Origin of the sequence: Paenibacillus chungangensis (genome assembly GCF_042675905.1) — a bacterium.
GTDB classification, from domain to species: domain Bacteria; phylum Bacillota; class Bacilli; order Paenibacillales; family Paenibacillaceae; genus Pristimantibacillus; species Pristimantibacillus chungangensis.
On the sequence record NZ_JBHTJZ010000009.1, the window covers coordinates 342,981 to 364,546 of the forward strand.

General features: G+C 51.0%; 22 protein-coding genes. 19 read left to right on the plus strand and 3 right to left on the minus strand.

Annotated elements, in window-relative coordinates; translation table 11 throughout:
- Window positions 1–107: 107 nt before the first annotated feature.
- The 5 genes from ACFQ2I_RS09355 to ACFQ2I_RS09375 all read left to right on the plus strand — a co-directional run bounded on the left by ACFQ2I_RS09355 (window position 108) and on the right by ACFQ2I_RS09375 (window position 6,402).
- Window positions 108–407, plus strand: coding sequence for a DUF1294 domain-containing protein (locus ACFQ2I_RS09355; RefSeq protein ID WP_377563768.1), 300 nt, complete (start codon window positions 108–110; stop codon window positions 405–407).
- 369 nt (window positions 408–776) lie between these two features.
- On the plus strand, window positions 777–2,915 hold the full coding sequence (locus tag ACFQ2I_RS09360; protein WP_377563769.1) for a HelD family protein: 2,139 nt from the start codon (window positions 777–779) through the stop codon (window positions 2,913–2,915).
- A gap of 103 nt (window positions 2,916–3,018) precedes the next feature.
- Entirely contained in the window at window positions 3,019–4,155 is a 1,137-nt protein-coding gene (locus tag ACFQ2I_RS09365; RefSeq protein ID WP_377563893.1) for a DUF3900 domain-containing protein, read from the plus strand.
- Between the two features lie 103 nt (window positions 4,156–4,258).
- Window positions 4,259–5,569 (plus strand): hemolysin family protein, encoded by a 1,311-nt coding sequence (locus ACFQ2I_RS09370; RefSeq protein ID WP_377563770.1) that lies wholly within the window; start codon window positions 4,259–4,261, stop codon window positions 5,567–5,569.
- 44 nt (window positions 5,570–5,613) lie between these two features.
- Complete coding sequence (locus ACFQ2I_RS09375) at window positions 5,614–6,402, plus strand: undecaprenyl-diphosphate phosphatase (protein WP_377563771.1); 789 nt, start codon at window positions 5,614–5,616, stop codon at window positions 6,400–6,402.
- A gap of 2 nt (window positions 6,403–6,404) precedes the next feature.
- Here the strand turns inward: ACFQ2I_RS09375 and ACFQ2I_RS09380 are convergent, their stop codons facing one another.
- Entirely contained in the window at window positions 6,405–7,022 is a 618-nt protein-coding gene (locus tag ACFQ2I_RS09380) for a TetR/AcrR family transcriptional regulator (protein ID WP_377563772.1), read from the minus strand.
- Between the two features lie 134 nt (window positions 7,023–7,156).
- Between ACFQ2I_RS09380 and ACFQ2I_RS09385 the strand changes: the two genes are divergently transcribed.
- Window positions 7,157–9,385 carry an MMPL family transporter gene (locus ACFQ2I_RS09385; RefSeq protein ID WP_377563774.1) on the plus strand — a complete coding sequence of 743 codons (2,229 nt, stop codon included), beginning with the start codon at window positions 7,157–7,159 and terminating at the stop codon, window positions 9,383–9,385.
- Window positions 9,386–9,468: 83 nt separating this feature from the next.
- A complete protein-coding gene (locus ACFQ2I_RS09390; protein ID WP_377563775.1) occupies window positions 9,469–10,047 on the plus strand; it encodes a hypothetical protein in 579 nt (192 codons plus the stop codon).
- Here ACFQ2I_RS09390 and ACFQ2I_RS09395 read toward each other — a convergent pair.
- Entirely contained in the window at window positions 10,040–11,458 is a 1,419-nt protein-coding gene (locus ACFQ2I_RS09395) for a hypothetical protein (RefSeq protein WP_377563776.1), read from the minus strand. The two genes, ACFQ2I_RS09390 and ACFQ2I_RS09395, sit on opposite strands and share 8 nt — an antisense overlap.
- A 197-nt stretch (window positions 11,459–11,655) precedes the next feature.
- Here ACFQ2I_RS09395 and ACFQ2I_RS09400 point away from each other — a divergent pair, with 197 nt between their 5' ends.
- Window positions 11,656–11,922, plus strand: a complete 267-nt coding sequence (locus ACFQ2I_RS09400) for a hypothetical protein (protein WP_377563778.1) — start codon at window positions 11,656–11,658, stop codon at window positions 11,920–11,922.
- 58 nt (window positions 11,923–11,980) lie between these two features.
- Here the strand turns inward: ACFQ2I_RS09400 and ACFQ2I_RS09405 are convergent, their stop codons facing one another.
- Window positions 11,981–12,601 (minus strand): DedA family protein, encoded by a 621-nt coding sequence (locus tag ACFQ2I_RS09405; RefSeq protein ID WP_377563779.1) that lies wholly within the window; start codon window positions 12,599–12,601, stop codon window positions 11,981–11,983.
- 168 nt (window positions 12,602–12,769) lie between these two features.
- On the opposite strand from ACFQ2I_RS09405, the gene ACFQ2I_RS09410 reads away from it, so the two are divergent.
- The 11 genes from ACFQ2I_RS09410 (at window position 12,770) to ACFQ2I_RS09460 (ending at window position 21,530) form a co-directional block, all read left to right on the plus strand.
- Entirely contained in the window at window positions 12,770–13,012 is a 243-nt protein-coding gene (locus tag ACFQ2I_RS09410) for a hypothetical protein (protein WP_377563781.1), read from the plus strand.
- A 40-nt stretch (window positions 13,013–13,052) separates the two neighbouring features.
- Window positions 13,053–14,501 carry an MDR family MFS transporter gene (locus tag ACFQ2I_RS09415; protein ID WP_377563783.1) on the plus strand — a complete coding sequence of 483 codons (1,449 nt, stop codon included), beginning with the start codon at window positions 13,053–13,055 and terminating at the stop codon, window positions 14,499–14,501.
- 64 nt (window positions 14,502–14,565) lie between these two features.
- Complete coding sequence (locus ACFQ2I_RS09420; protein ID WP_377563785.1) at window positions 14,566–15,432, plus strand: serine hydrolase domain-containing protein; 867 nt, start codon at window positions 14,566–14,568, stop codon at window positions 15,430–15,432.
- Between the two features lie 60 nt (window positions 15,433–15,492).
- Complete coding sequence (locus ACFQ2I_RS09425) at window positions 15,493–16,686, plus strand: aminotransferase-like domain-containing protein (RefSeq protein WP_377563786.1); 1,194 nt, start codon at window positions 15,493–15,495, stop codon at window positions 16,684–16,686.
- Window positions 16,687–16,806: 120 nt separating this feature from the next.
- A complete protein-coding gene (fosB, locus tag ACFQ2I_RS09430; protein WP_377563788.1) occupies window positions 16,807–17,229 on the plus strand; it encodes a metallothiol transferase FosB in 423 nt (140 codons plus the stop codon).
- Between the two features lie 106 nt (window positions 17,230–17,335).
- On the plus strand, window positions 17,336–18,088 hold the full coding sequence (gene hisA, locus ACFQ2I_RS09435) for a phosphoribosylformimino-5-aminoimidazole carboxamide ribotide isomerase (RefSeq protein ID WP_377563790.1): 753 nt from the start codon (window positions 17,336–17,338) through the stop codon (window positions 18,086–18,088).
- A gap of 130 nt (window positions 18,089–18,218) precedes the next feature.
- A complete protein-coding gene (locus tag ACFQ2I_RS09440) occupies window positions 18,219–18,749 on the plus strand; it encodes an NUDIX hydrolase (protein WP_377563792.1) in 531 nt (176 codons plus the stop codon).
- A gap of 77 nt (window positions 18,750–18,826) precedes the next feature.
- Window positions 18,827–19,234, plus strand: a complete 408-nt coding sequence (locus ACFQ2I_RS09445) for a TerB family tellurite resistance protein (RefSeq protein WP_377563794.1) — start codon at window positions 18,827–18,829, stop codon at window positions 19,232–19,234.
- A gap of 56 nt (window positions 19,235–19,290) precedes the next feature.
- On the plus strand, window positions 19,291–19,713 hold the full coding sequence (locus ACFQ2I_RS09450) for an organic hydroperoxide resistance protein (RefSeq protein WP_377563796.1): 423 nt from the start codon (window positions 19,291–19,293) through the stop codon (window positions 19,711–19,713).
- Window positions 19,714–19,812: 99 nt separating this feature from the next.
- Window positions 19,813–20,262: a DUF6376 family protein gene (locus tag ACFQ2I_RS09455; RefSeq protein ID WP_377563798.1), complete on the plus strand. Its 450-nt coding sequence runs from the start codon at window positions 19,813–19,815 to the stop codon at window positions 20,260–20,262.
- A 95-nt stretch (window positions 20,263–20,357) separates the two neighbouring features.
- Window positions 20,358–21,530 (plus strand): MFS transporter, encoded by a 1,173-nt coding sequence (locus ACFQ2I_RS09460; RefSeq protein ID WP_377563800.1) that lies wholly within the window; start codon window positions 20,358–20,360, stop codon window positions 21,528–21,530.
- The last annotated feature ends 36 nt before the right edge of the window (window positions 21,531–21,566 follow it).

Genomic DNA, 21,566 nt, shown 5'->3' on the forward strand with positions numbered 1-21,566 from the left:
ATGAAAAATCGTACAAAGTGCTGGATTGGCGAGGCGGATATGCGGCGTTTGTATGAAAAATCGTATAAACTGTCACTACATGCGATGATAGGAACGGAGGTGACCACTTGATCTATTATATTATTATAGGCGCAATAGTGGCATTGAACTTATATACCTTTCTGCTAATGGGTTGGGATAAGAAGAGCGCAAAGCTCAAGCGAAGGCGCACGCCGGAGAAGCGGCTGTTTCTTCTTAGCGCATTCGGTGGTGCGGCAGGGACGCTGTGGGGGATGAAGGTGTGGCGACATAAGACGCAGCATCGCTCATTTACAGTGGGTATTCCGTTCCTGCTTGCGCTGCATTTGATCGTGGTTATTCTGGTTACAGGCTATTGGGTGATGAGCTCGGGAGGATTGAAGCAATAGACAAGACGAATACTGTGGATATTGACGATGCTATGGCGGAGTTGATTGATAATTCGAAAGTGTGGGAGCTGAAAACTCGAAGCTTCGGAGAAGTTGAAAACATTGGGAGATGTATGGTCGGAAGCTGAAAGCATCGAAAGTCGGAAGCATCGCAAGGAAACTCGAAGCCCGCAGTTGGAAGCGAAGTGGGATACTACGAATTTGAAGTACGAAGTTGTGAAGTTGGATACTACGATGTTCACATTTGGAAATATCTTGCGAAAGTTATCGTGTTGTGATATGGTAGTTTTCCGTTTTTTTATCATGATTGGAATTATAAGCTGAGTCTCGGTTCGGAGACTCAGCCCTTTTTCGCTTGGAGGGATGAGAGTGGATTCGAAGGTTGCAAGTACGAGTGTACAACAGGATGAGGAGCTTCACCTGAAGAGTGCGCTGGAGTCAATCAACAACCAGCTGCAAGAGATCGGTCCCCGCTATACGGGCGACGACTTCACGGAGCAGATGCTGGACCTGCAGCGCGAAGAACGCAAGCGAAGGTTGGAGATCGCCCGGCGCGAGCCTTACTTCGGACGCATGGACTTCCGGGAGTGCGGCATCGGAAGCGCCGGAGAGCATCCCGTCGTTCCGCTATACATCGGAAAGGCGGGCGTGGCCCGGGATAAGGCCGGTGGAGATCCGCTTGTCATCGATTGGCGGGCTCCTGTGGCAAGCATGTTCTATTCCTTCACGGGCGGGACGGAACCCGCTTCCTACGTATCGCCCGACGGAGAGATCAGCGGCGATATGCACTTGAAGAGGAATTTCGTTATCCGGCAAGGCGAGCTGATCCGTTATGTGGACAGCTATGTGCGAGGGCAGGAGGAAGGCGAATCGGTAAGAGATGAATTCCTGCTGTACCGACTTGGGGAGAACAAAGATAATAAGCTGCGGGATATCGTATCGACGATTCAGAGCGAGCAGGACCGTATTATTCGCGGAGACAAGAACGGCGCACTGTTCATCCAGGGCGTGGCGGGAAGCGGCAAGACGACAGTCGCGCTGCATCGTCTGGCATTCCTGCTCTATCAATATGCGGAGCGGATCAAAGCGGAACGCATGATCATCTTCGCTCCGAGCCGGATGTTCCTGGACTATATCTCCGGCGTGCTCCCGGAGCTCGGTGTAGGGGACATCGGGCAGACGACCTACCACGAATGGGCAATACAGCTATTGGAGCATGATGTGAAGTTGACCGATCCGTCCGAATCGCTGGCTTACTGGTTCGAACAGAAGCGCGGAGCGGAGGATTGGCTTCAAGCAACAGGGAGATGGAAAGGCAGCCTTACATTCAAGGGAAAGCTGGATGAGGCAATCGGCAAGCTGGAACAATATGTCGTGCCGGAGACGCCCTTCTTCCCAGTAGATGGCATGGAACTGCCGCCATCCCAGATCCAACAGTGGTATGAGAACGATTACGGCGACGAGCCGCTAATGGTGAAGCGAGACCGGCTGGAGGGCCGGATTCGGCGTTGGTTCCAGTCGGAGCTGAAGTATAGGCGCGTGCAGGACAAGAAGGTGCTGGCGAAAGCCAAAACAAGGCTGAACGCTTATCTTAAGAAGCTTCCCTCCTACTCGGCGAAGCAGCTCTATCTGTCCCTGTTCAGAGGTAAGGAAGCGCTGAAAGGCGTTCCTCAAGCTGTCGCGAAGGAAACGGCGGCAAGGCTGAGGGACGGCTATGCCGCGGCAGAGGACATGGCGGCGCTCGTCTATATCCACTTAAGGCTGTACGGACTGAAAACTCCGCCGCTTGACCACATCGTTATCGACGAAGCGCAGGATTACTCGCCGTTGCAGCTGGAGACGCTTCGCATGTGCCAGAGGACGACGTCCATGACGATATTGGGCGATTTACAGCAGGGGATTCACGGGCATTCCGGCATTCATAGCTGGAAGGAGCTGACTGGCTTATTCCCGGACGATGCGGCAAGCTTCTTCGAACTGAATCAAAGCTATCGCTCCACGATGGAGATTATCGGCTTCGCCAACTACATTCTGGGCGAGATGGAAGGAGAAGTGAAGCCGGCTGTTCCCGTCTTCCGCAGCGGCGATCCCGTCGAGCTGAAGCCGGTAAGCGAAGCGGAATGGCTGGGAGAGCTTGCTGCGACGGCAAGCCGGTGGCAAGAGCGAAGAGATTATGATACGATTGCCGTCATCGGTCGCACTGCTGCTGAGTGCGATGCGATTCATCGATACTTCGTGCAGGCGGGACTGTCCGCATCGCTCGTGGAGAGCAAGCAGCCGAGCTACGGCGGGGGACTGACCGTTGTACCCGTCTATCTGTCGAAAGGACTGGAATTCGACGCCGTTCTGATTGCGGACGCGGGTGACGGGGCATACAGTCAGCAGAACGCCAAGCTGCTTTATGTCGGCTGTACCCGGGCGCTGCATAAGCTGAAGCTGTTGTATCGCGGCGAGCTATCGCCGCTGCTGCGTGAGGCTGATCGGGATGAAGCGGCTCTGCAGGAGTAAGGCGGAATGCGGCAGGATGGTTCGAAGCGCGGTATCCTGCCGCGCCGAACCTATGATATGATGCTGGGGAGACTTAAAGGGAAGGTTGGAGATGGTTCTGGCTTTGGAATTTACGATGGAGTACTTATCTTTTTTTGTCATACAGACTGACGGCGCCGAGGATTCCCCTTCCGCGGTCAAGCGATTCAAACACTTCGCGACGCTGGATGGGGACGAATACGAAGATAGCGAGCTGAAGTCCTTCCTCGACGGTGAGTTCTCGCGTATTGTGAAGCGCAAGGCGGAGCGGAATCCTAATACCGCCAATCCGCCGACGAAGGTAGGGCGCTTCATGGTTGAGCCGGGGTACGAGCTGGGCAGCAACGGTAACTTCAGCTTGTTCCAGAGGTTGAGAGAGGCCGACAGTAAGGAGCGTTACCTGGGCATTGCGGACGAACTGGTGCGCATCTATCTGGATACGAGCGCCGTTCGAGGCGGCGCGTTCATCATCGCGAGATCGAAGCTGAATACATTCTTCGACGAGCCGTTCCTGTTCCTGCTGAAATGCGACTTCGAGCCGAAAATAGCCCGTATAGCGGATGAGAGGAGCCTTATCTCGCATGTGGAGATGGCGATCAGCGCCAGGGGAATGAAGTCGATCCAATATCCGCATATGCCCGAGGAAGGCGTGCTGGAGCCATGGGAGTTGAAAATTCATCAGGCATCTCACGCCCGCTACTTCGAGGACTTTTTGAAGTTCGTATCTTATGAAAAGCCGCTGCCCGAGGTGATGGGCGAGCAGGTTGTGGAGATGGCCCATCAATTCATAGCTGACAGGTGGCAAGAAGAAGCGAGCACCGAGCGCAGCGAGGCGGAGAATGCCGTGGAAGTATGGGCGGCAAGCGAGAAGCGGGAGCTACAGGAGTGGTGGCCGCAAGAGCAGGTGCAGATGGCCGCGTCCGCGCTGGTAGAGCAGAAGCCGGATCTTCCGTTCACGTTCAAGCTGGACGAGGTGACGGTGAGGGGATTGCTCTCCCACTTCGGCTCTTCGATTCACATCGCCCGTCATAACGGCCGCTACGTCGTTGTGATTGAAGGGGGAGCGTTCCAATTCGAGAAGGGCATGTCGCCAGTAGAACTGCTGCAGCCGCAGGAGCTGGCGGATATTCTACCCGTGATCGGCACTTCGACGCCGGATCAGGAACCAGCTTCATACGCAACAGATGCTCCAACTGCCAATTCGGACGATGTGCCTTGGTAATCGGTTGCAGATTGGCGAGTATGACATGAGGGCAAGAGGGATAGGCTGAACTAAGGGGACAGGAGAAGATATGATCCGTCTCTGAAGGGAGCTATTCGTGCATATGGCGATCAAGTTATTGTTGTTCATTGTTTTGCTTGCTCTTACAGCATTTTTCGTAGCGACCGAATTCGCAATTATCCGTATGCGGGCAAGCCGCGTCCAACAGCTGGTCGCGGAAGACGCCCGCAATGCCCGAGCCGTCCAGAAGGTGACAAGCCATCTCGACGGCTATTTGTCTGCTTGCCAGCTGGGGATCACGATTACGGCGCTGGGATTAGGCTGGTTGGGCGAGCCAACAGTGGAGCAACTGCTGCATCCGCTGCTGCTGCATCTTCAGTTGGGAGGGGAGACGGAGAAGATAGTGACCTTCCTTGTCTCTTTCCTGCTCGTTACTTACTTGCATGTTGTGCTAGGAGAGCTGGCGCCGAAGACGATAGCGATCATTCGTCCGGAGTGGGTGTCCAAGCTGACGGCCAAGCCGATCATTTTATTTTATCGCGTGATGTATCCATTCATCTGGCTGTTGAACGGCTCTGCGAATCGACTTGTCCGGCTAGCGGGCTTCCAGCGGGTATCCGAGCATGAAGCGCATACCGAGGAGGAAATTCGGACGATCTTGTCCGAGAGCTATGAGAGTGGTCAAATCAACCGCAGCGAATACGGATACGTCAATCGCATCTTCGCATTCGATGAGCGGCTGGCAAGGGAAGTGATGGTACCCCGAACGGATATGGTCTGCCTCTATGTGGAGCATACGCGGGAGCAGAATATCGCGATTATGAGGGAGGAGCAATATACGCGATTCCCGGTTGCCAGAGGCGACAAGGACAACATCGTCGGAATATTGAATACGAAGCGATTCTTTTTGTATGACGGAGAACTGGACCACGATGTACGCGAGCTGCTGCAGCCGGCCTTGTCGATGCCGGAAGTAATGCCCATCAACAAGCTTCTGAAGCATATGCAACAGGAAGGCGTGCATATGGTTATTCTGCTGGACGAATACGGGGGTACGTCAGGCTTGTTGACGCTGGAGGATATTATGGAAGAAATTGTAGGGGAAATACGAGACGAATTCGACGAAGACGAGGAGCGGGAATTTCAGCGTATTCAACAGCAGCAATATGTTGTGAACGGGAAAGCGCTGATCACCGACGTGAATGAGGTGTCCGGCCTGCATCTGCCCAATGACGAAGCGGATACGATCGGCGGCTGGCTGTACCATCAACAGCCCGAGCTGCCGGAAGGCGGCACATGGCGCTATGATGGAGCCCAGTTTACCATATTGGATCGTGACGAGCACCGCATTCGACGCATCGAAATTTTCACCGATTCCGCAGAAAATGAAATGAGTGAATACGGACATGCATAAGCTTGTATAGAGACTTGGCTGTACGGGCGAAGGAGTGTATGCCGATGCAAGATTTGATTCATGCCATTGTGATGGGAATTGTAGAAGGACTGACGGAATTTTTGCCGGTATCGTCTACTGGACATCTTATTCTGACGGGAGAGCTGCTTGGGTTCAAGGGGGAACGCGCGAAGACATTCGAGGTCGTCATTCAGTTCGGAGCGGTGCTGGCCGTTCTCGTCTTGTACTGGAAAAGATTTCTGAAGTTACTTAACTTCAGAATGGGGAAGGACAGCGGGCTCAATGCGCTTCATGTGGCGCTGGCAATGGTGCCGGCATGCACGGTAGCTGTCTTGATGCATGGCTTCATTAAAGCGTATCTGTTCGGACCGCAGACGGTATTAATTGGTCTTGTAGCCGGCGGGTTGCTTATGATTGCTGCGGATCGCAGCAGACGGAAGATTGTCTCGGAAGAACTGGACGATATCACGTATACGCAGGCATTCGTTATCGGATGCTTCCAAGTGCTGGCGCTGTGGCCTGGATTCTCGCGTTCCGGCTCTACCATATCAGGAGGTATGCTGGCAGGAGCAAGCCAGAAGGCAGCCGCAGAGTTTACGTTTATTGTATCTGTTCCGATTATGGCAGGAGCCAGCATAGTTGATTTGCTGGGCAGCAAGGAATACTTGGTGAAGGAAGATGTGTTGCTCTTTCTCGTAGGATTGCTTGCCGCATTCATCGTCGCCATGATTGCCGTCATCACATTCATCAACCTGATGAAGCGGCTTCGCTTGTCGTATTTCGCCTATTATCGCTTCGGCCTTGCGCTCCTGTTCTTCTTGCTGATGCTGTAACGCTATTGGCGCGGAGCAAGTCCGCGCCATAATAGTTGAATCACCTCTTCTGCCGCTTGATCCACTGATTTCTGCTCGTTAATCACTTCCTTGCGGTTGCGCACAGTCAGCATGGCCGTAAAGACATGCGACAGCAGCATAGGGTCGCATTCTGCTATCTCGCCTTCATCAATTGCCCGCTGGAATATATCCTTCAGCAGAATGTGGAGCGCCTGTTCAGCAGTACGGATGCTGCCGACTTGCTCCTCTGTCAATTCCGTTGACGCCTCTCTCATCATGGATTCGAATTCTATATGCGCGTTGGACATGAATCGTTGCGCAACCGTAAGAAGCCGATGTTGCAGTGAACCGGAACCGCTCATAATCGAGGCTGTCTGGTCATGGGCAATCTTCAATACGAGCAGCAAGCATTCCGTGAACAATACAGCTTTGTTATTGAAGTAATAATAGACGCTCGCTTTCGTCAAGCCGCAAGATTGGGCGACTGTGACAAGCGAGACCTTCTCATATCCGTGCTCCATGAACAGAAAGGATGCAGTACGCAATATTTGGGTCATCGTTTGCGATGAACGCGAAGCTTTGGGACGTCCCGGCTTCCGCTTATGATGCTCTCGTTGCATGTAACGAACCTCCATTCATCAAAAGGACACAAATCTACAGTTGATTAATTAACCTTCCGGTATATATAATTATAAAATCCCATGTATTTATTGTATAGGAAAATGCTAATGATGTGAAATGGAGGATGATTGTGATGTTGGAACGCATTGGCGGATCAATAACTGGACCTAAGGGACGCTGGATTACCATTCTTGTATGGATTGCCGCAGCTGTTCTATTAACGCTTACTCTACCCGCGGTGGGGGATGAAGAGAAAAACAACGCGCCCAACCTATTGCCTGACAGTCCTTCCGTCGTGGCGGATGAGATGATGAATCGCTATTTCCCGAATGCTTCAGGGGTACCTGCACTGCTCGTCTGGCATCGTGCCGACGGCTTGACGGAACAGGATTACAGTTACACACAGCAATTGACAACGAAGCTGATGAATGAACCGTTAGAGTCGCAAGGCGAGTTAATTCCGCTTGACCGAATGCCTTTGCCAGCGCTCATCTCTCTTGCTTCGGAAGACGGAACCACCTTCGTTCAACCGATTTCCTTCCAGGAAGGGACGGAGACGGAGCTGCTGAAGCATAATCTAGAGAAGCTTCAGACAATGGTACAGGAGATAACAGGGGCCGATCCTTTCGCGGCGGATATTGGCGACGGAAGTCAATTAAGCGCCAGAATTAGCGGGCCAGTCGGTATCTTCGTTGACGCGACCGCTTTGTTCCAAAATGCTGATTTCGTGCTTCTGCTCGCTACCGTCATTCTAGTTCTTGTGCTGCTGCTCGTCATCTACCGATCTCCAATTCTCGCGGTCATTCCGCTGATTGGCGTTGGATTCGCTTATCTGGTAACCAGCCCGCTGCTGGGTGTCTTGGCAAGCGAAGGATGGATTACCGTTGATTCGCAAGCAATAGCGATTATGACAGTGCTGTTATTTGGCGCCGGCACCGACTACTGCCTATTCTTTATTACCAGATTTAGACAAGAGTTGACGCTAGTGGAAAGTCGTAGAGAAGCCATGCGTCGCTCCTTCAAGGGCGCCTCAGGAGCGATAGCAATGAGTGGCTTCACGGTCGTGATAGCCTTGCTTGCCTTGCTTGCCGCTCACTTCGGCGCATATGATCGGTTCGCTGTCCCGTTTAGCTTGTCCATTCTTATAATGGGCATAGCCAGTTTGACACTTGTGCCTGCATTGCTTGCGGTTTTCGGTCGGGCTTCTTTCTTTCCTTTCATCCCGCGTACGGAAGAGCAAGCTGAACGACGTGCTGCGCAGCGCGGCCAAGCCTATCGTCGGCCTAATCCGGAGAAGAAGCTGGGCATGAAGATAGGCAAGCTTGTCATAACTAGGCCATGGACTGTCATCGTTACGACTGTCTTGCTGCTGGGTGTCTTGGCAGGCTTCGCGCCGAGCATCAACTATTCATATGACTTGTTGTCCGGCTTCCCGGAGGATATGCCCTCTCGAGAAGGTTTCGCTACGATAGGGGAAGCTTTCCCGCAAGGCGAGTTAGCTCCTGTGACAGTAATGGTGAAAGCGGAAGAAGGAAGAGAGAATGTGGCGGAAGCACTGCGAGGCGTGTCGCTAGTAGCAGAAGCTGATGATGCAGTTCAGAGTACTGTGGATGAAGCTTACGCATCCTATCGCGTTATTCTAGACACCAATCCTTATTCACTGGAAGCGATGGAGACGATTCCGAAGCTTAGAGCAGCAGCTTCCGAAGCGCTGGGACAAGGCGGAGAGGAAGGAACTGCTGATCTAGTGTGGATCGCAGGCGCCACCGCACAGCAATACGACGACAAGACGCTACAGGACCGGGATAACAGGGTCATTATTCCACTTGTTATTGGACTCATTATGCTGTTGCTGCTTCTGTATCTGCGCTCGGTGACGGCTACGCTGTACTTGGTAGCGACTGTGCTGTTGTCTTATGCGGCCGCATTAGGGCTTGGCTGGATTATTCTTCACCATCTAATGGGATACGACAGTATTCAAGGATCGATTCCATTATATGCCTTCGTATTTCTCATAGCCCTGGGTGAGGATTACAACATCTTCATGATTTCAAGTATATGGCAGAAGAGAAAGCGGATGCCGTTGCTGCAAGCCATAAAGGAAGGGGTTAGCGATACGGGGGGCGTTATCACTTCAGCTGGACTGATCCTAGCCGGAACCTTCGCTGTGCTTGCTTCGCTTCCGCTTCAGGTATTGGTGCAATTCGGACTTATTACTGCGATTGGTGTTCTGATGGATACGTTCATTGTACGACCATTTCTAGTTCCTGCCATTACCGCTGTTTTGGGCAGGTGGGCTTTCTGGCCGGCGAAAGAGAAGAATATGGAGTCTGGGGCAAGAACTGAGACGGCGAAGCGATAAACTGCAACATTATCCCATTATGCATCGTTAATAAGATGCAGTGTGACAAATTGTAACAAAGCGTAATGGGGGATGCAGGGGATATGAAAAAATTGCGTTGGTTGTCGGTGCTGCTGGCTATCGTGGTGTTGATGGGGAGCTTCGCCTTCCGTTCGGATCGCGCGTACGCATGCAGCTGCGCGATGCCAGAAAGCGTGGAGAAAGCTAAAAACAATAGCCATGCGGTGTTCGAAGGGACCGTAACGGAAAGGAAGGAACGGGGCGGACTGTTCACCAAGTCTTCTGCCGATCCTGTGGAATATACGTTCCGGGTCCATCGGGTATGGAAGGGAAAGGTAGCTTCTACGATTGAGGTTGTATCCAGTGCTGACGAGGCTTCTTGTGGCTTCGAATTCAAAGATGGCCTCAAATATGTGGTGTTCGCGTATACAACTGGCGATCAGTTGGAAGTCAGCTTGTGCAGTAGAACGGCGGAAGCGAGTACCGCTTCCGCCGTAATAGGCGAGCTGGAGCAGTTGGGTCATAGCTCCGTTCCGCCAGTGCCACAGGCCGGAGAAGCTTCCAGCAAGGTGAGTCTATGGTGGATCGCCGCCATTACGCTTCTGGCAGGAGCAATCCTCTTCTTGCTTGTGATGATGATTCGCAGAAGGAAGATCAGATGAGGAAGATGGCGACAATCGTCGTAACTGCAAGACCGATTATGACCGGCTTCAGATTGCGTCTGGCCAGTTCGAAGGGACTAACCCCGCATATGGCGGCTGCCGGTATGAGCGCCCATGGGATGATCGTGCCGCCGCCTACCCATATGGCGGCTACTTGGCCCAGCGCTGTGAGTGTGTCGATGCCAGAGCCGATCGCATGGCCGAACAGCTGAGCGATAGAGCCGGCCAGCGAGATGCCGGAGAAGCCAGAACCGTCGAGCCCCGTAATGGCGCCTACCACAGTCAACGTAATAGCGCTGACAACATCATTGACGGGAACGGCATGAGCAAGGCCGACACCCAGGTCGTTCACGATGCCGCCTGAAGATGGAGGAAGCTGCTCTCCGAAGAGAGAGAAGAAGCCGGCATCGCCCAGATAGAAGAAGGCGGCGATCGGAATGACAGGACCGAATACTCGGAATCCGAACAGGAAGCCTTCGATCAGATAAGCGGTTGCTCGCTCTAATCCGCGACCGCGGTGGGTCAGCATTGTGACTAACAGCATGATAATAATCGCTGTCCCCCCGATAAGAGCGGTAGCCTCTCCCCCTTGCAGATTCAGCCTGAACATGAGCGCGACATCTGCAGCGAACAGGATGGGAATGAGGAGGGCGAACAGACGCTTCGTAGCCAGAGGTAGATGATCGGCAGCATTGTCATCGTCACTGGCACTAGACGCTGCGTCTGTCAGCGGACGGGTATCTTCTACGAGTCCGTCCCGCCATCGTCCCAGCCGTTGATCCCGTTTCATCATCCAGTAAGCTGCGATAGTCGTGACGCCTCCCATGACGATAACTAGTGGTATGCTGGCCGTCATGACTTCGCTAACTGCGATGCCGGCCGCGTCCGCAGTTAGCTTCGGCGCCCCTTGAATAATGAAATCGCTGGAAAGCGCTATGCCATGACCGAACAGGTTCATGGCTACTGCCGCTCCCAGAGCCGGCAGTCCGACCCTTGCCGCAACCGGAAGAAGCACCGCGCCAATAAGCGCGACAGCAGGAGAAGGCCAGAAAAACCAGGAAACGATCATCATGATGATGCCGATTCCCCAAAAAGCCAATGAAGGCGTTCTCAAAAATCGGGTGAAGGGGCTGATCATAATCTCGTTAATGCCCGTACGGATCAAGATCCGGCTCAATGCAACAATGATAGAGATGATCAGAATCGTGCTGATCAATTCCTTAATCGCATAGATAAAGCTGTCGAATATGCCGCTGACGGACCCTTCTATGGATGTGGTGGCGAGCAGGCCGATGCCCAATATCCCTGCGATACAGATGAGCGTCGTATCGCGGCGCATAATCATAAATCCGATAATGAATAAAATAAAGGATAAGTAGACCCAGTGCAAAGCTGTCAATTCCAGTGTCATAGAAATACCCCTCTCACAGCATAGACGGCTGTCATGCAACGTAGCCGTAGTGCAGTCTATGCAGCTTTGCCGACACGGGTTCGCCTGGTGCGGAAACGTGCTGGGACGAAGAATACTTAGCGGCAGCATTGCTTGTATTGCACGTAGGCTCCCGTTATACTTAAGTACAGAAGATGGAGCAAGAAGGAGTGACGTACGTGAAAATCGAAATCGTAGAAGCATCATTGCGCCATAGCGAAGATGACGGATATATAGGCAAGTTGATTCTTGCCGTAGAGGGACACAGTCAAGAGTACGAGATGACGTTACATAGCAAGAAGGGACGGGACTGGGGTTACGGCTTGTTCTTCCGGGAAGGCTCCGGCGATGAAGAGCAGCTGCTGACTTTAGAGGATGAGATCGAAGAGAACGATGAATTGTTTTATCGCCTCATTGGCGCGGTCAAGGAGATGAGTCCGATATAGATGAGGACATGAATAAGCACATTCCATCATGATGACGGAATGTGCTTCGACTTGCGAGCTAGAGCTTTTCTTCAATCGCTTCGACTTTCTTCCGATGTTGCGAGATGCGATATGCACCGTAACCGGCCGCTACCATGGATAGCCCGATTACAATCCACAGCCCATATCGATAGATCATATCGGCAATCTTCTCGACGGAATCTCCGACGAACGTGCCGATTATGAAATAAAGGAGCGTCCATACAAATGCAGTTGGATAGGCGAATAGAATGAATCGTCCGAACTTCATCCGGTTCATTCCCATCACATATGGCGTCGCATGTCGTAAGAAAGGCAGCCAGATGCTCATGCATATGGCATAGCTGCCGTATCGTTCGCCCAATTCCTCCGACTTGACGACAACCTTGCCAATGTTATTCTTGCTACGAAACCAATCTGATAACTTGCTTCCGGCAAATCTTCCTATACTGTAACTGAAGGTCATGGCCGAGCAAATTCCAAGGCAAGTCATGATAAACGCAGGAATTGGCGCCAGGATACCGGATGCCGCAAGAGCGCCTCCTGTCATCACAACGGCTTCATTGGGAATCGGCAGACCGATCAGACCAAGACAAAGGACCAAGAAAAGCGCAACATAACCGACTCGCTCGATGATTTCCATCAGGAGGTCATAAGCCATTATAAATTCCATCCCATTCTAATAGGTAATTTGAAGGCGTTGCGAACCATGAAGGTACTACGAATCGATTGAGGAAAGGTTTCATATTTTTAACCAATTCGTAACTTTTTCCATAATCCGTTCCGATATAATGAATGCTGCTCAAGGAATATCGGAGGGGTGTGCGAGATGGCAGTATTCCAAGATAAAGTTCAACGATTGCGAGATATAGAATCCATCACTTATACGTGCTGTTTAAGACTGCTGGCGGAGGAGCCGACAGCTGCTATTGCTGCTCAGAAAGTATTATATCAATTGTTTCAGGACTATGAGTTCTGGCGAATGAATGACGGAGAGCGCCAACGCTATATTTTGAAGAAGTGCTTTCACTTGATTTCACAGCAGATGTGCAAGGAACCGCAGCTTGTTTAGCCGATTCCCTATCGTTTGCCGATGTCTAAAGGAGATAGCTATGCAAAACGTTCATTCCAGAAGAAACATTACGATTGCGCTGTTCGTCGTAACCTTTCTCGCCGCAATCGAAGGTACTATCGTTGGTACGGCTATGCCAAGCATTACGAAGGAGCTGTATGGCGTTCAACAGTACAGCTGGATTATTTCCATTTATTTGCTGGCGGTTGTCATTACGACGCCGATTTACGGCAAGCTAGCTGATTTGTATGGTCGTAAGAAGATTTTAATCGCCGGCGCTGGCATATTTTTATTGGGCTCGATGCTGTCCGGCATTGCCGGCTCTATGGACCAGCTCATTTGGTTCCGGGCAGTGCAGGGACTGGGAGCCGGCGCATTGACGACGCTGCCCTATACGATAATCGGGGATATGTATGACTTCGAGCGACGAGCCAAGGTGCAGGGTTGGTTGGCCAGCATATGGGGGATTGCCGGTATTACAGGTCCGTTATTTGGCGGTTTGCTCGTCGATTTTGTATCCTGGCGTGCTATTTTTTATATGAACTTACCGTTCGGCATCGTTGCGCTGTATTTGCTGTCTGTATCGATGAAGAGCGTAACGGAGAGAAAGAAGCGATATATCGATTATCCCGGCATTATTGCGTTTACCATCGGGATGTATGCCTTTTTGTACGCCATGTCTCTTCTGAGGGGCGACGAAGGGGGAACGACTTCCGTGGTCGAGATCGGGTTGTGGTTTGCCGGCTCTGCTTTGTTTCTCCTATTATTTGCGTGGATTGAACGACGTTCGCCAGAGCCGATTATACCAATTCAGCTATTCCGTCACTCCATCATCAATATGGCGAACGCCAGCGGATTCGTGCTCTGTGTCATCATGGTCGTTATCGTATTTTACGTTCCGCTGTGGATACAAGGTGTAGGGGAGAAGAGTGCGACCTATTCCGGCATGGCCATGATACCGTTGTCAATTACATGGCCGCTAGGGTCGATATTGGCGGGCAATTACATATCCCGGATCGGACTGAAGCGAATTTGTCTGGCTGCCGCATGTCTGCTCCTTCTGGGTACGATCGGTTTCACCTTTATACACGCTAGTTCCCCGATCCTGGTGATCGTACTGTGCACTGCCGTCGTAGGATTGTCCTTCGGGCTTATCTTCACCTCGTTGACCGTTGCCGTAACCTCCGCAGTCGGATGGGAGATGCGCGGAGCGGCGACTGCCGGACATAACTTCGTTCGTACGCTGGGTCAGACAATCGGCATTACTTTGTTCGGTCTGCTGTTGCATACTGGCGAGGCCAATCTTATCGAGCCTCAAGTGCTGGAGGAGAGTCTGCACGGCATTTTCCTCTGGGTAGCGGGATTATCAGTGGCGATCATGCTGCTTGCGACGCTGATGCCGAACATCCGGCGCGACGAGGATAATAACACCTCTAAGCACGATCGTCCAATCGGCGAGAATGCTGCAGGGACGGGCAAGGCACACTAACGCAATGAACAATATACAAGCAATCAGACACACTCTCTGGAGAGAGTGGGGGATAACCAGTGTTATGGTGATGAAAGCCAATGCATGGGTGGAAGAATGGCATGCTGAAGAAGAAGAGGCGCTGCATCCCATCTATTCCTGCACGAAGAGCGTATTGTCCGCGCTTATCGGTATCGCAATCGATGAAGGATTAATCGGCAACATAACTCAGCCGCTCAGTGATTTCAGTGTGGCGCACAAGGTGAACGCTCCCTGGAGTGACAAAGTCACCATTGAGCATCTGCTAACAATGACACCCGGATTGCAATGGCCGGATTTCGACAAGCCTTATCGAGCGCTAAGAGAAGCGGCTGATCCCATCCGCTTCGTGCTGGAGCAGCCGCTTGCTCATGTTCCCGGTGAAGTATTCACTTACAATTCGGGTGCTTCACATCTGTTGTCCGCCGTGCTCAGCGAGGTGACGGGAAGTACCGCGATGTTGTACGGGAAGGCAAGGTTGTTCGAACCGTTAGGATTCAGATCATTAGTATGGAGTGAGAAGAACGGAATCAGTGAAGGTGGAACCGGAATGTCGCTGAGCAGCCGAGATATGGCTTTGTTCGGGGCTTTATATATGAACAAGGGGCTTTGGGGCGGGAGGCGTCTTCTGTCCCAAGAGTGGATTGCAGCTTCCACTACCATAAAGCATAAGGGATTGCTGCAGTACAAGCCCCCCATATACGGCGGATATGGCTACCATTGGTGGTGCTCGCCGATTGCGAGCAATGGAATCGCCGATGCATACTTTGCATTCGGTCATGGGGGCCAGTATATTATGGTTATACCCGATCAGGAGCTGGTCGTCGTCGTGAGGAAGAAGGTAACGAGGCGGAATGATGCCGTCTACTCTCGCAAGGTCATCTTCGAGCATATCGTGCCTGCATTCATATAGAAGCATTTCAACTATACTACGAGTAATATAATTTATCGAATCGAACTGGAGGAAGTGCAGATGCAGCATATTTTGGCAGATCGTATGGAAGGCATGAAAGCGTCAGAAATCAGGGAACTGCTCAAGCTTACCGAGCAGCCAGGCATGATCTCCTTCGCTGGAGGTCTGCCGGACAGCGCGTTATTCCCGCTTGCGGATATCGCCAAGGCAAGAGATGCCGTATTAAGCCGACAAGCGAAGGAAGCGTTGCAGTATTCCGTAACGGAAGGCTATGCGCCGCTGAGAGACTGGATCGCAGATCGAATGAACTCGAAGCATGGCACTGCAATGGACAGGGAGCATGTGCTCATCACGAACGGATCGCAGCAGGGCCTGGATCTCTCCGGCAAGCTGTTCCTGAACAGGGGAGACGTCGTATTATGCGAAAGTCCCACTTATCTGGGTGCGTTGAATGCGCTTCGGGCTTATGAACCGCGCTTCGTTGAGGTAGATTGCGACGAAGAAGGCATGATAATCGAGCAGCTGCGCAAGCAACTGGAGACACATCCCGTCAAGATGATATATGTGATTCCCAACTTCCAGAATCCAACGGGACGCAGCTGGTCTGCGGAGCGTAGGAAGCAGTTCATGGCATGCGCAGCGGAGTACGACGCGGTTATCCTCGAAGACGATCCTTACGGTGAGCTGTGGTTCCAAGCCGCGGAGCGTCCTTCGCTTCTGAGCATGGATACAAGAGGACAGGTCATCCACTTGGGCAGCTTCTCCAAGGTATACTGTCCAGGGTATCGTATCGGATGGCTGACCGCTTCAACGCTCTGGATGGAGAAGTATGTGCTTGCCAAGCAATCAAGCGATCTGCACTCCTCTTCGATCAGCCAGAGGGAGATTCACGCTTATCTGACAAATAACGATCTGGATCGTCATATTAAGACGTTGAGAGACGTATACCGCAAGCGTAGGGATGCCATGCTCCAGGCTATGCGTGAGCACTTGTCGGAAGAAGCAAGTTATTATGAACCTTCTGGGGGCCTGTTCCTCTGGGTCGAGTTGCCTGAAGGCGTGAACGCGAGAGCTTTGCTGAGGGAATGCCTGGATAGTGGCGTAGCGTTCGTCCCCGGCGAGGCCTTCTATCCTGGAGGCGGACATGCGAATACCCTTCGGCTGAATTATTCGGTATCCAGCGAGAGCGATATTTGGACGGGGATTGAAAGGCTGGCTACAGCGCTTCGACAATATAAATCGTTCGGTAGGTAAGACGACCTAATCGAGCTTTCATAGAATAGGTCTTTTATGTTTCCTGTAACAGATGTATAATCATGGAAGGTTAATGAAGTCCAGTATCGTTGTATATGGAAGATTGGAGATCAGGTAGCGATGCAAATTGCCGGCATTAATCATTTATGTTTCTCTGTTACGAATTTGGAATCGTCAATCACCTTCTATGAAAGCGTTTTTGAAGCGAAGCTATTAGTGAAAGGAAGAAAGCTGGCCTATTTCGACCTCAATGGCTTGTGGATTGCACTGAACCAGGAAAACATAGATCGAAGCCATGCCGTTCCGACATATACGCACATTGCATTCACGATTTCGGAAGAAGATTATGAAGCGTTATGGAGGAGACTGGAAGAATTGAAGGTTGAGCTGTTCGCGGGACGGCCAAGGGACGAGCGAGATAAGAGATCGATATACTTCCTCGACCCTGACGGCCACATGTTTGAATTCCATACTGGCTCCTTGCAGGATCGGCTTGATTATTACAAAGCGGATACACGGCATATGACATTTTTCGAGGAGTGAATGAAAGTATCCTTTGCCCGAGCTGTAGAGGATACTTTCTTCGTATGTTATAGTTACTGGTAAGTAAATGCGGTCCATCTACTATGATAAGAATCGGGGAATACAATTGAAATTCAGACCATGTATTGATTTGCATGACGGCAAGGTGAAACAGATCGTCGGAGAAACGCTGAATGCGTCTTTAATTGAAAATTTCGTCTCAAAGCACGATTCCACTTATTATGCAGAGCTATTCCGCAAGGACGGGCTGACAGGCGGTCACGTTATCATGCTCGGTCCGGGTAATGAAGAAGCTGCGCTTCGCGCACTGCGCGCTTATCCGAACGGGTTGCAAATCGGGGGAGGCATACGAGACGACAATGCCGGGCGTTATTTGGATGAAGGCGCTACGCATGTGATCGTTACATCTTACATTTTTCAGAACGGAGAGCTGAATGAACGCAACTTGCAAAGAATGGTCGAAGTAGCGGGCAAGGAACGCCTCGTGATCGACTTAAGCTGCAAGATCAGGGACGGGAAGTGGTTCGTCGTGACGGATCAGTGGAAGCAGTATAGCGACTTCGAAGTCAATGCTGACAATATCCGTTATTTGGAGCAGTATTGCGACGAATTTCTGGTCCATGCGGTAGATGTGGAAGGAAAGCAAAGCGGCGTGCAGGAAAGTCTTGTCACGGCACTTGCGGATTGGGTGAGCATTCCCACAACATATGCCGGCGGCGCCAGATCGTTAGAAGATATGGAGCGATTCCGGGAACTGTCCCAAGGGAAGCTGGACTTGACAATCGGCAGCGCACTCGATATTTTCGGCGGCATACTGTCTTATCATGACGTTGTTCGATACAGCAACGAGATGAATTAGTGAGACTCATCCTAGAACCACGCTCTACTGTCTCTTCCAATCGAAGAGGCAGTTTTTATTTCAGGCAGGAATTGAAGCCCTGACGTCGAATGGAAAACAAGAAGTTTTTGTGGGGAAGGGATCAAGCAGCATGAAGTTATTGAAGGAGATTTATGAACGCGAATTGCAGTTAAGTCAGAAGGATATCAGCTATCGTCGACATGGAAGCCGATATTGGCTATACCGCGACAGCCGGGCAGTGATTCGCAATCATGAAGGGAAAGCCGCCCTTATTCATAGAATGAATGCTGATTGCTATACGTTGCCGGGGGGCGGCATTCGAGAAGGTGAAGATGCCTTAAGCGCTTTGAAGAGGGGAATTATGGAGGAAATCGGCTCGAAAATTCAACTGGACGGTGAGCTTGGGCTCATTATCGAATACCGTGATGAACAAGAGTTGATGCACTTTTGCTATGGTTATGCGGTTCATGCAGAGAAAACAGAAGAGACGCAACTTGTTGAACTTTTGCCGAATGAAGACGTTACACAGCATGATCGCCTGCTTTGGCTGAATCTCGAGGAAGCAATTACGACGATGGCGGAGCATCAGCCGAACAATTACACTGGAAAGTTTGTCCAGATGCGCGATTCTATATTTTTGCAGTACTGTGCTCGCGTATAGCTTGTGTAACCTTGGCTTCTGTTCGGACGTATAGATTTTAACACGATTATGATGACGAGATAGAGGAGCTGGAATCATTGTTTTTACACTTTTTGGAACAACAAGCACATCAGCAGGCATTTCTGGAGATTGCCCATCTTGCAGCGAAAGCAGATGGCAATGTGAATTGGAAGGAGAGGGGGAAGCTTCGCTCTTATATTGAAGAGATGGGGCTGCTCGATGAGGATATTAACTTGTCGAATACGAGAAGTCTTGTAGAAGTTTTATCAGTTGTACAGGACAAAAGGGTTCAAAAAATAATGTTAATCGAAATTTTGATGCTTCTTTATACAGACGGTGACTATAATGACGAAGAGAAGGAAATCGTGACGGAAATGAAGGAGCTATTCGGATTTTCCGATGAAACCTTCGAGTCGATGCGAGCGTGGGTTATTGCAATGGACAAGTTGAAGGTCGAAGGAATAAAGCTCATTCTTAACGCATAATTTCAGAGTGATAAATCCATCCTTTAATTGTAGTATACAAGATAGGGGATGGTGGAATGCGTGTATTATACACGGCTACAGTGACAGTTACCGGAGGAAGGGAAGGGCAAGTTAAATCTTCTGACCAAGCCATTGATTTGAAGCTGGCGTTGCCGCAGGAGCTCGGTGGTCGAGGGGGACAAGGGACGAATCCGGAACAATTGTTCGCCGCTGGCTATGCCTCTTGCTTCGATAGCGCGCTTCAGTTGGTTATTGACAGGAATCACTTGAAGCGAGTAACTTCTACTAAGGTAACAGCCCATGTGTCACTGCTTAATGACGATGGTGACGATGGTTACAAACTGGGCGTCAAGCTGCAAGTGAACATAGAAGGTGTTGAAGAAGAACAAGCGAGCAAGCTTGTGCAAGCCGCTCATGACATATGCCCGTATTCTAAAGCAATACAGGGAAATATTGATGTGGAGACAACGCAAAGTTAGTAAAAGGGAGCCGCGATCTCGCGGCTCTTGTTATCTGTTCTGCTGAAACGTCTGGCCCTATTATTCGTAAGTGAAGAAGAAGTTAAGAGGAGGGATAGAATGAATTGGAGAAAAAAAACATTGACGCTAATACTTGCTGTGACGTTGTTCGCTACTTCCGGATGCGGCGTCTTCGAACAAGTGAACAATACCGTGAACTTCGCTACAGAGACGACTGCCTATATGAATGAGCTGACCGAATTCGGCCAGAGTATGAATGAGAAGGCACAGCAGGCAATGACGGACTTGGATGCCAGGACCGATCTGAAACAACAGATTATGAACTTGAAAGAGCAAATAGTCAATTATGAAGGGATTCAAGTCCCTGAGTACGCTCAGGAATTGTATCGGTTAATCATACAACAGAGCGAGACGTTAAAGCAGGGCTTGGATTCTGCATTGGCCAATATCGAACAGGGGCAGGACATATTCGCTTCAACAGGTATACCAGATATAATGAATCAGGTTAATGAACTGCTTAGTCAAATCCATACTCTCGCTCCGCAATAATCCATATCGGGCAGGGCACTCGGTTCAATTCAAACTCCGATGAGAGAGTTAACAATCATATATTAGCTAATTTGCAAGCTAGGAGTGTACACCAATTGACTTCTCAGGCATCGACATCAGCGTCATTCAGGCAACATTTTATTTTACTAGTGCTGGTTATCATTGTCGCAGGCATGAGTCAGGGGTTGCTTCTGCCACTGCTGTCGATCTTGCTTGAGCAGGCAGGTGTGCCGCCAGAGCAAAACGGACTGAACTCGGCGGCCATGTACATCGGTATCTTCGGCACCATGTTGTTCATTGAGAAGCCGGTTCGCCGGTTCGGCTATAAGCCGGTTATTCTGGCAGGCATAGCGTTGATAACAATGGCTTGCTTGCTATTTCCTGCGACAAACTCGCTCTCTATGTGGTTTTTACTGCGATTGCTAGTCGGAGTTGGAGACAGTGCGCTGCACTATTCCACGCAGCTGTGGATTGTAAGCTCCAGTCCCGCCGATCGCAGAGGCAGATATATTTCATTGTACGGCATGTCCTATGGGTTGGGCTTCAGCCTGGGGCCACTGGGCATTAATTTGCTGAGATTTGGGGATAATATCCCATTTTATGTTTCCAGCGCATTCTACATAAGTGTGCTGCTGCTTATGCTTCGGGTGAGCAATGAGCAACCGCCTGTACATAAGAGGGAGGAGGGTGAGAGGAACCGGTTCAGGACCGCTTATCGGTTAGCGTGGTATGCGCTCATTCCCAGCTTCCTCTACGGCCTTATGGAAGCGTCGATGAACAGCAGTTTTCCATTGTACGGAATGCGAATTCAACTGCAAGAGCATATTATTTCCCTGATGCTATTATCCTTTGGCCTTGGCGGTCTTCTCTTGCAGCTTCCGCTCGGCATATGGAGCGACCGCATCGGCCGCAAGCCGATCTTAATCGGTTGTGGTATCGTTGGAGCGTCGGCCTTCTTTGCGGTTCCGCTCGCGGGAGACCATGTTCTGTACCTCATGATGCTGTTTATGGTCGCCGGTGGAGTTGTTGGCTCGTTTTATTCGCTGGGGCTTGCTTATGCGGCTGATATTATGCCTGCACCGATTCTGCCCGTTGTCAATGTCATCGCCTCGATTCATTTCAGCATCGGCAGTTTGATGGGACCGATGCTTGGGGGATACGGCATTCGCTATGTCAGTGAGTACAGCATTTTCCTCTTTTTAGGGGGCGCTTTTCTCTTGTTCGGACTGCTTGGGTTTCTATTTCAGCCGAGGAAGCTTCCATTCTAGCGAGTGGAGGCTTTTCTGCTTGGAAAAGAGCATTGC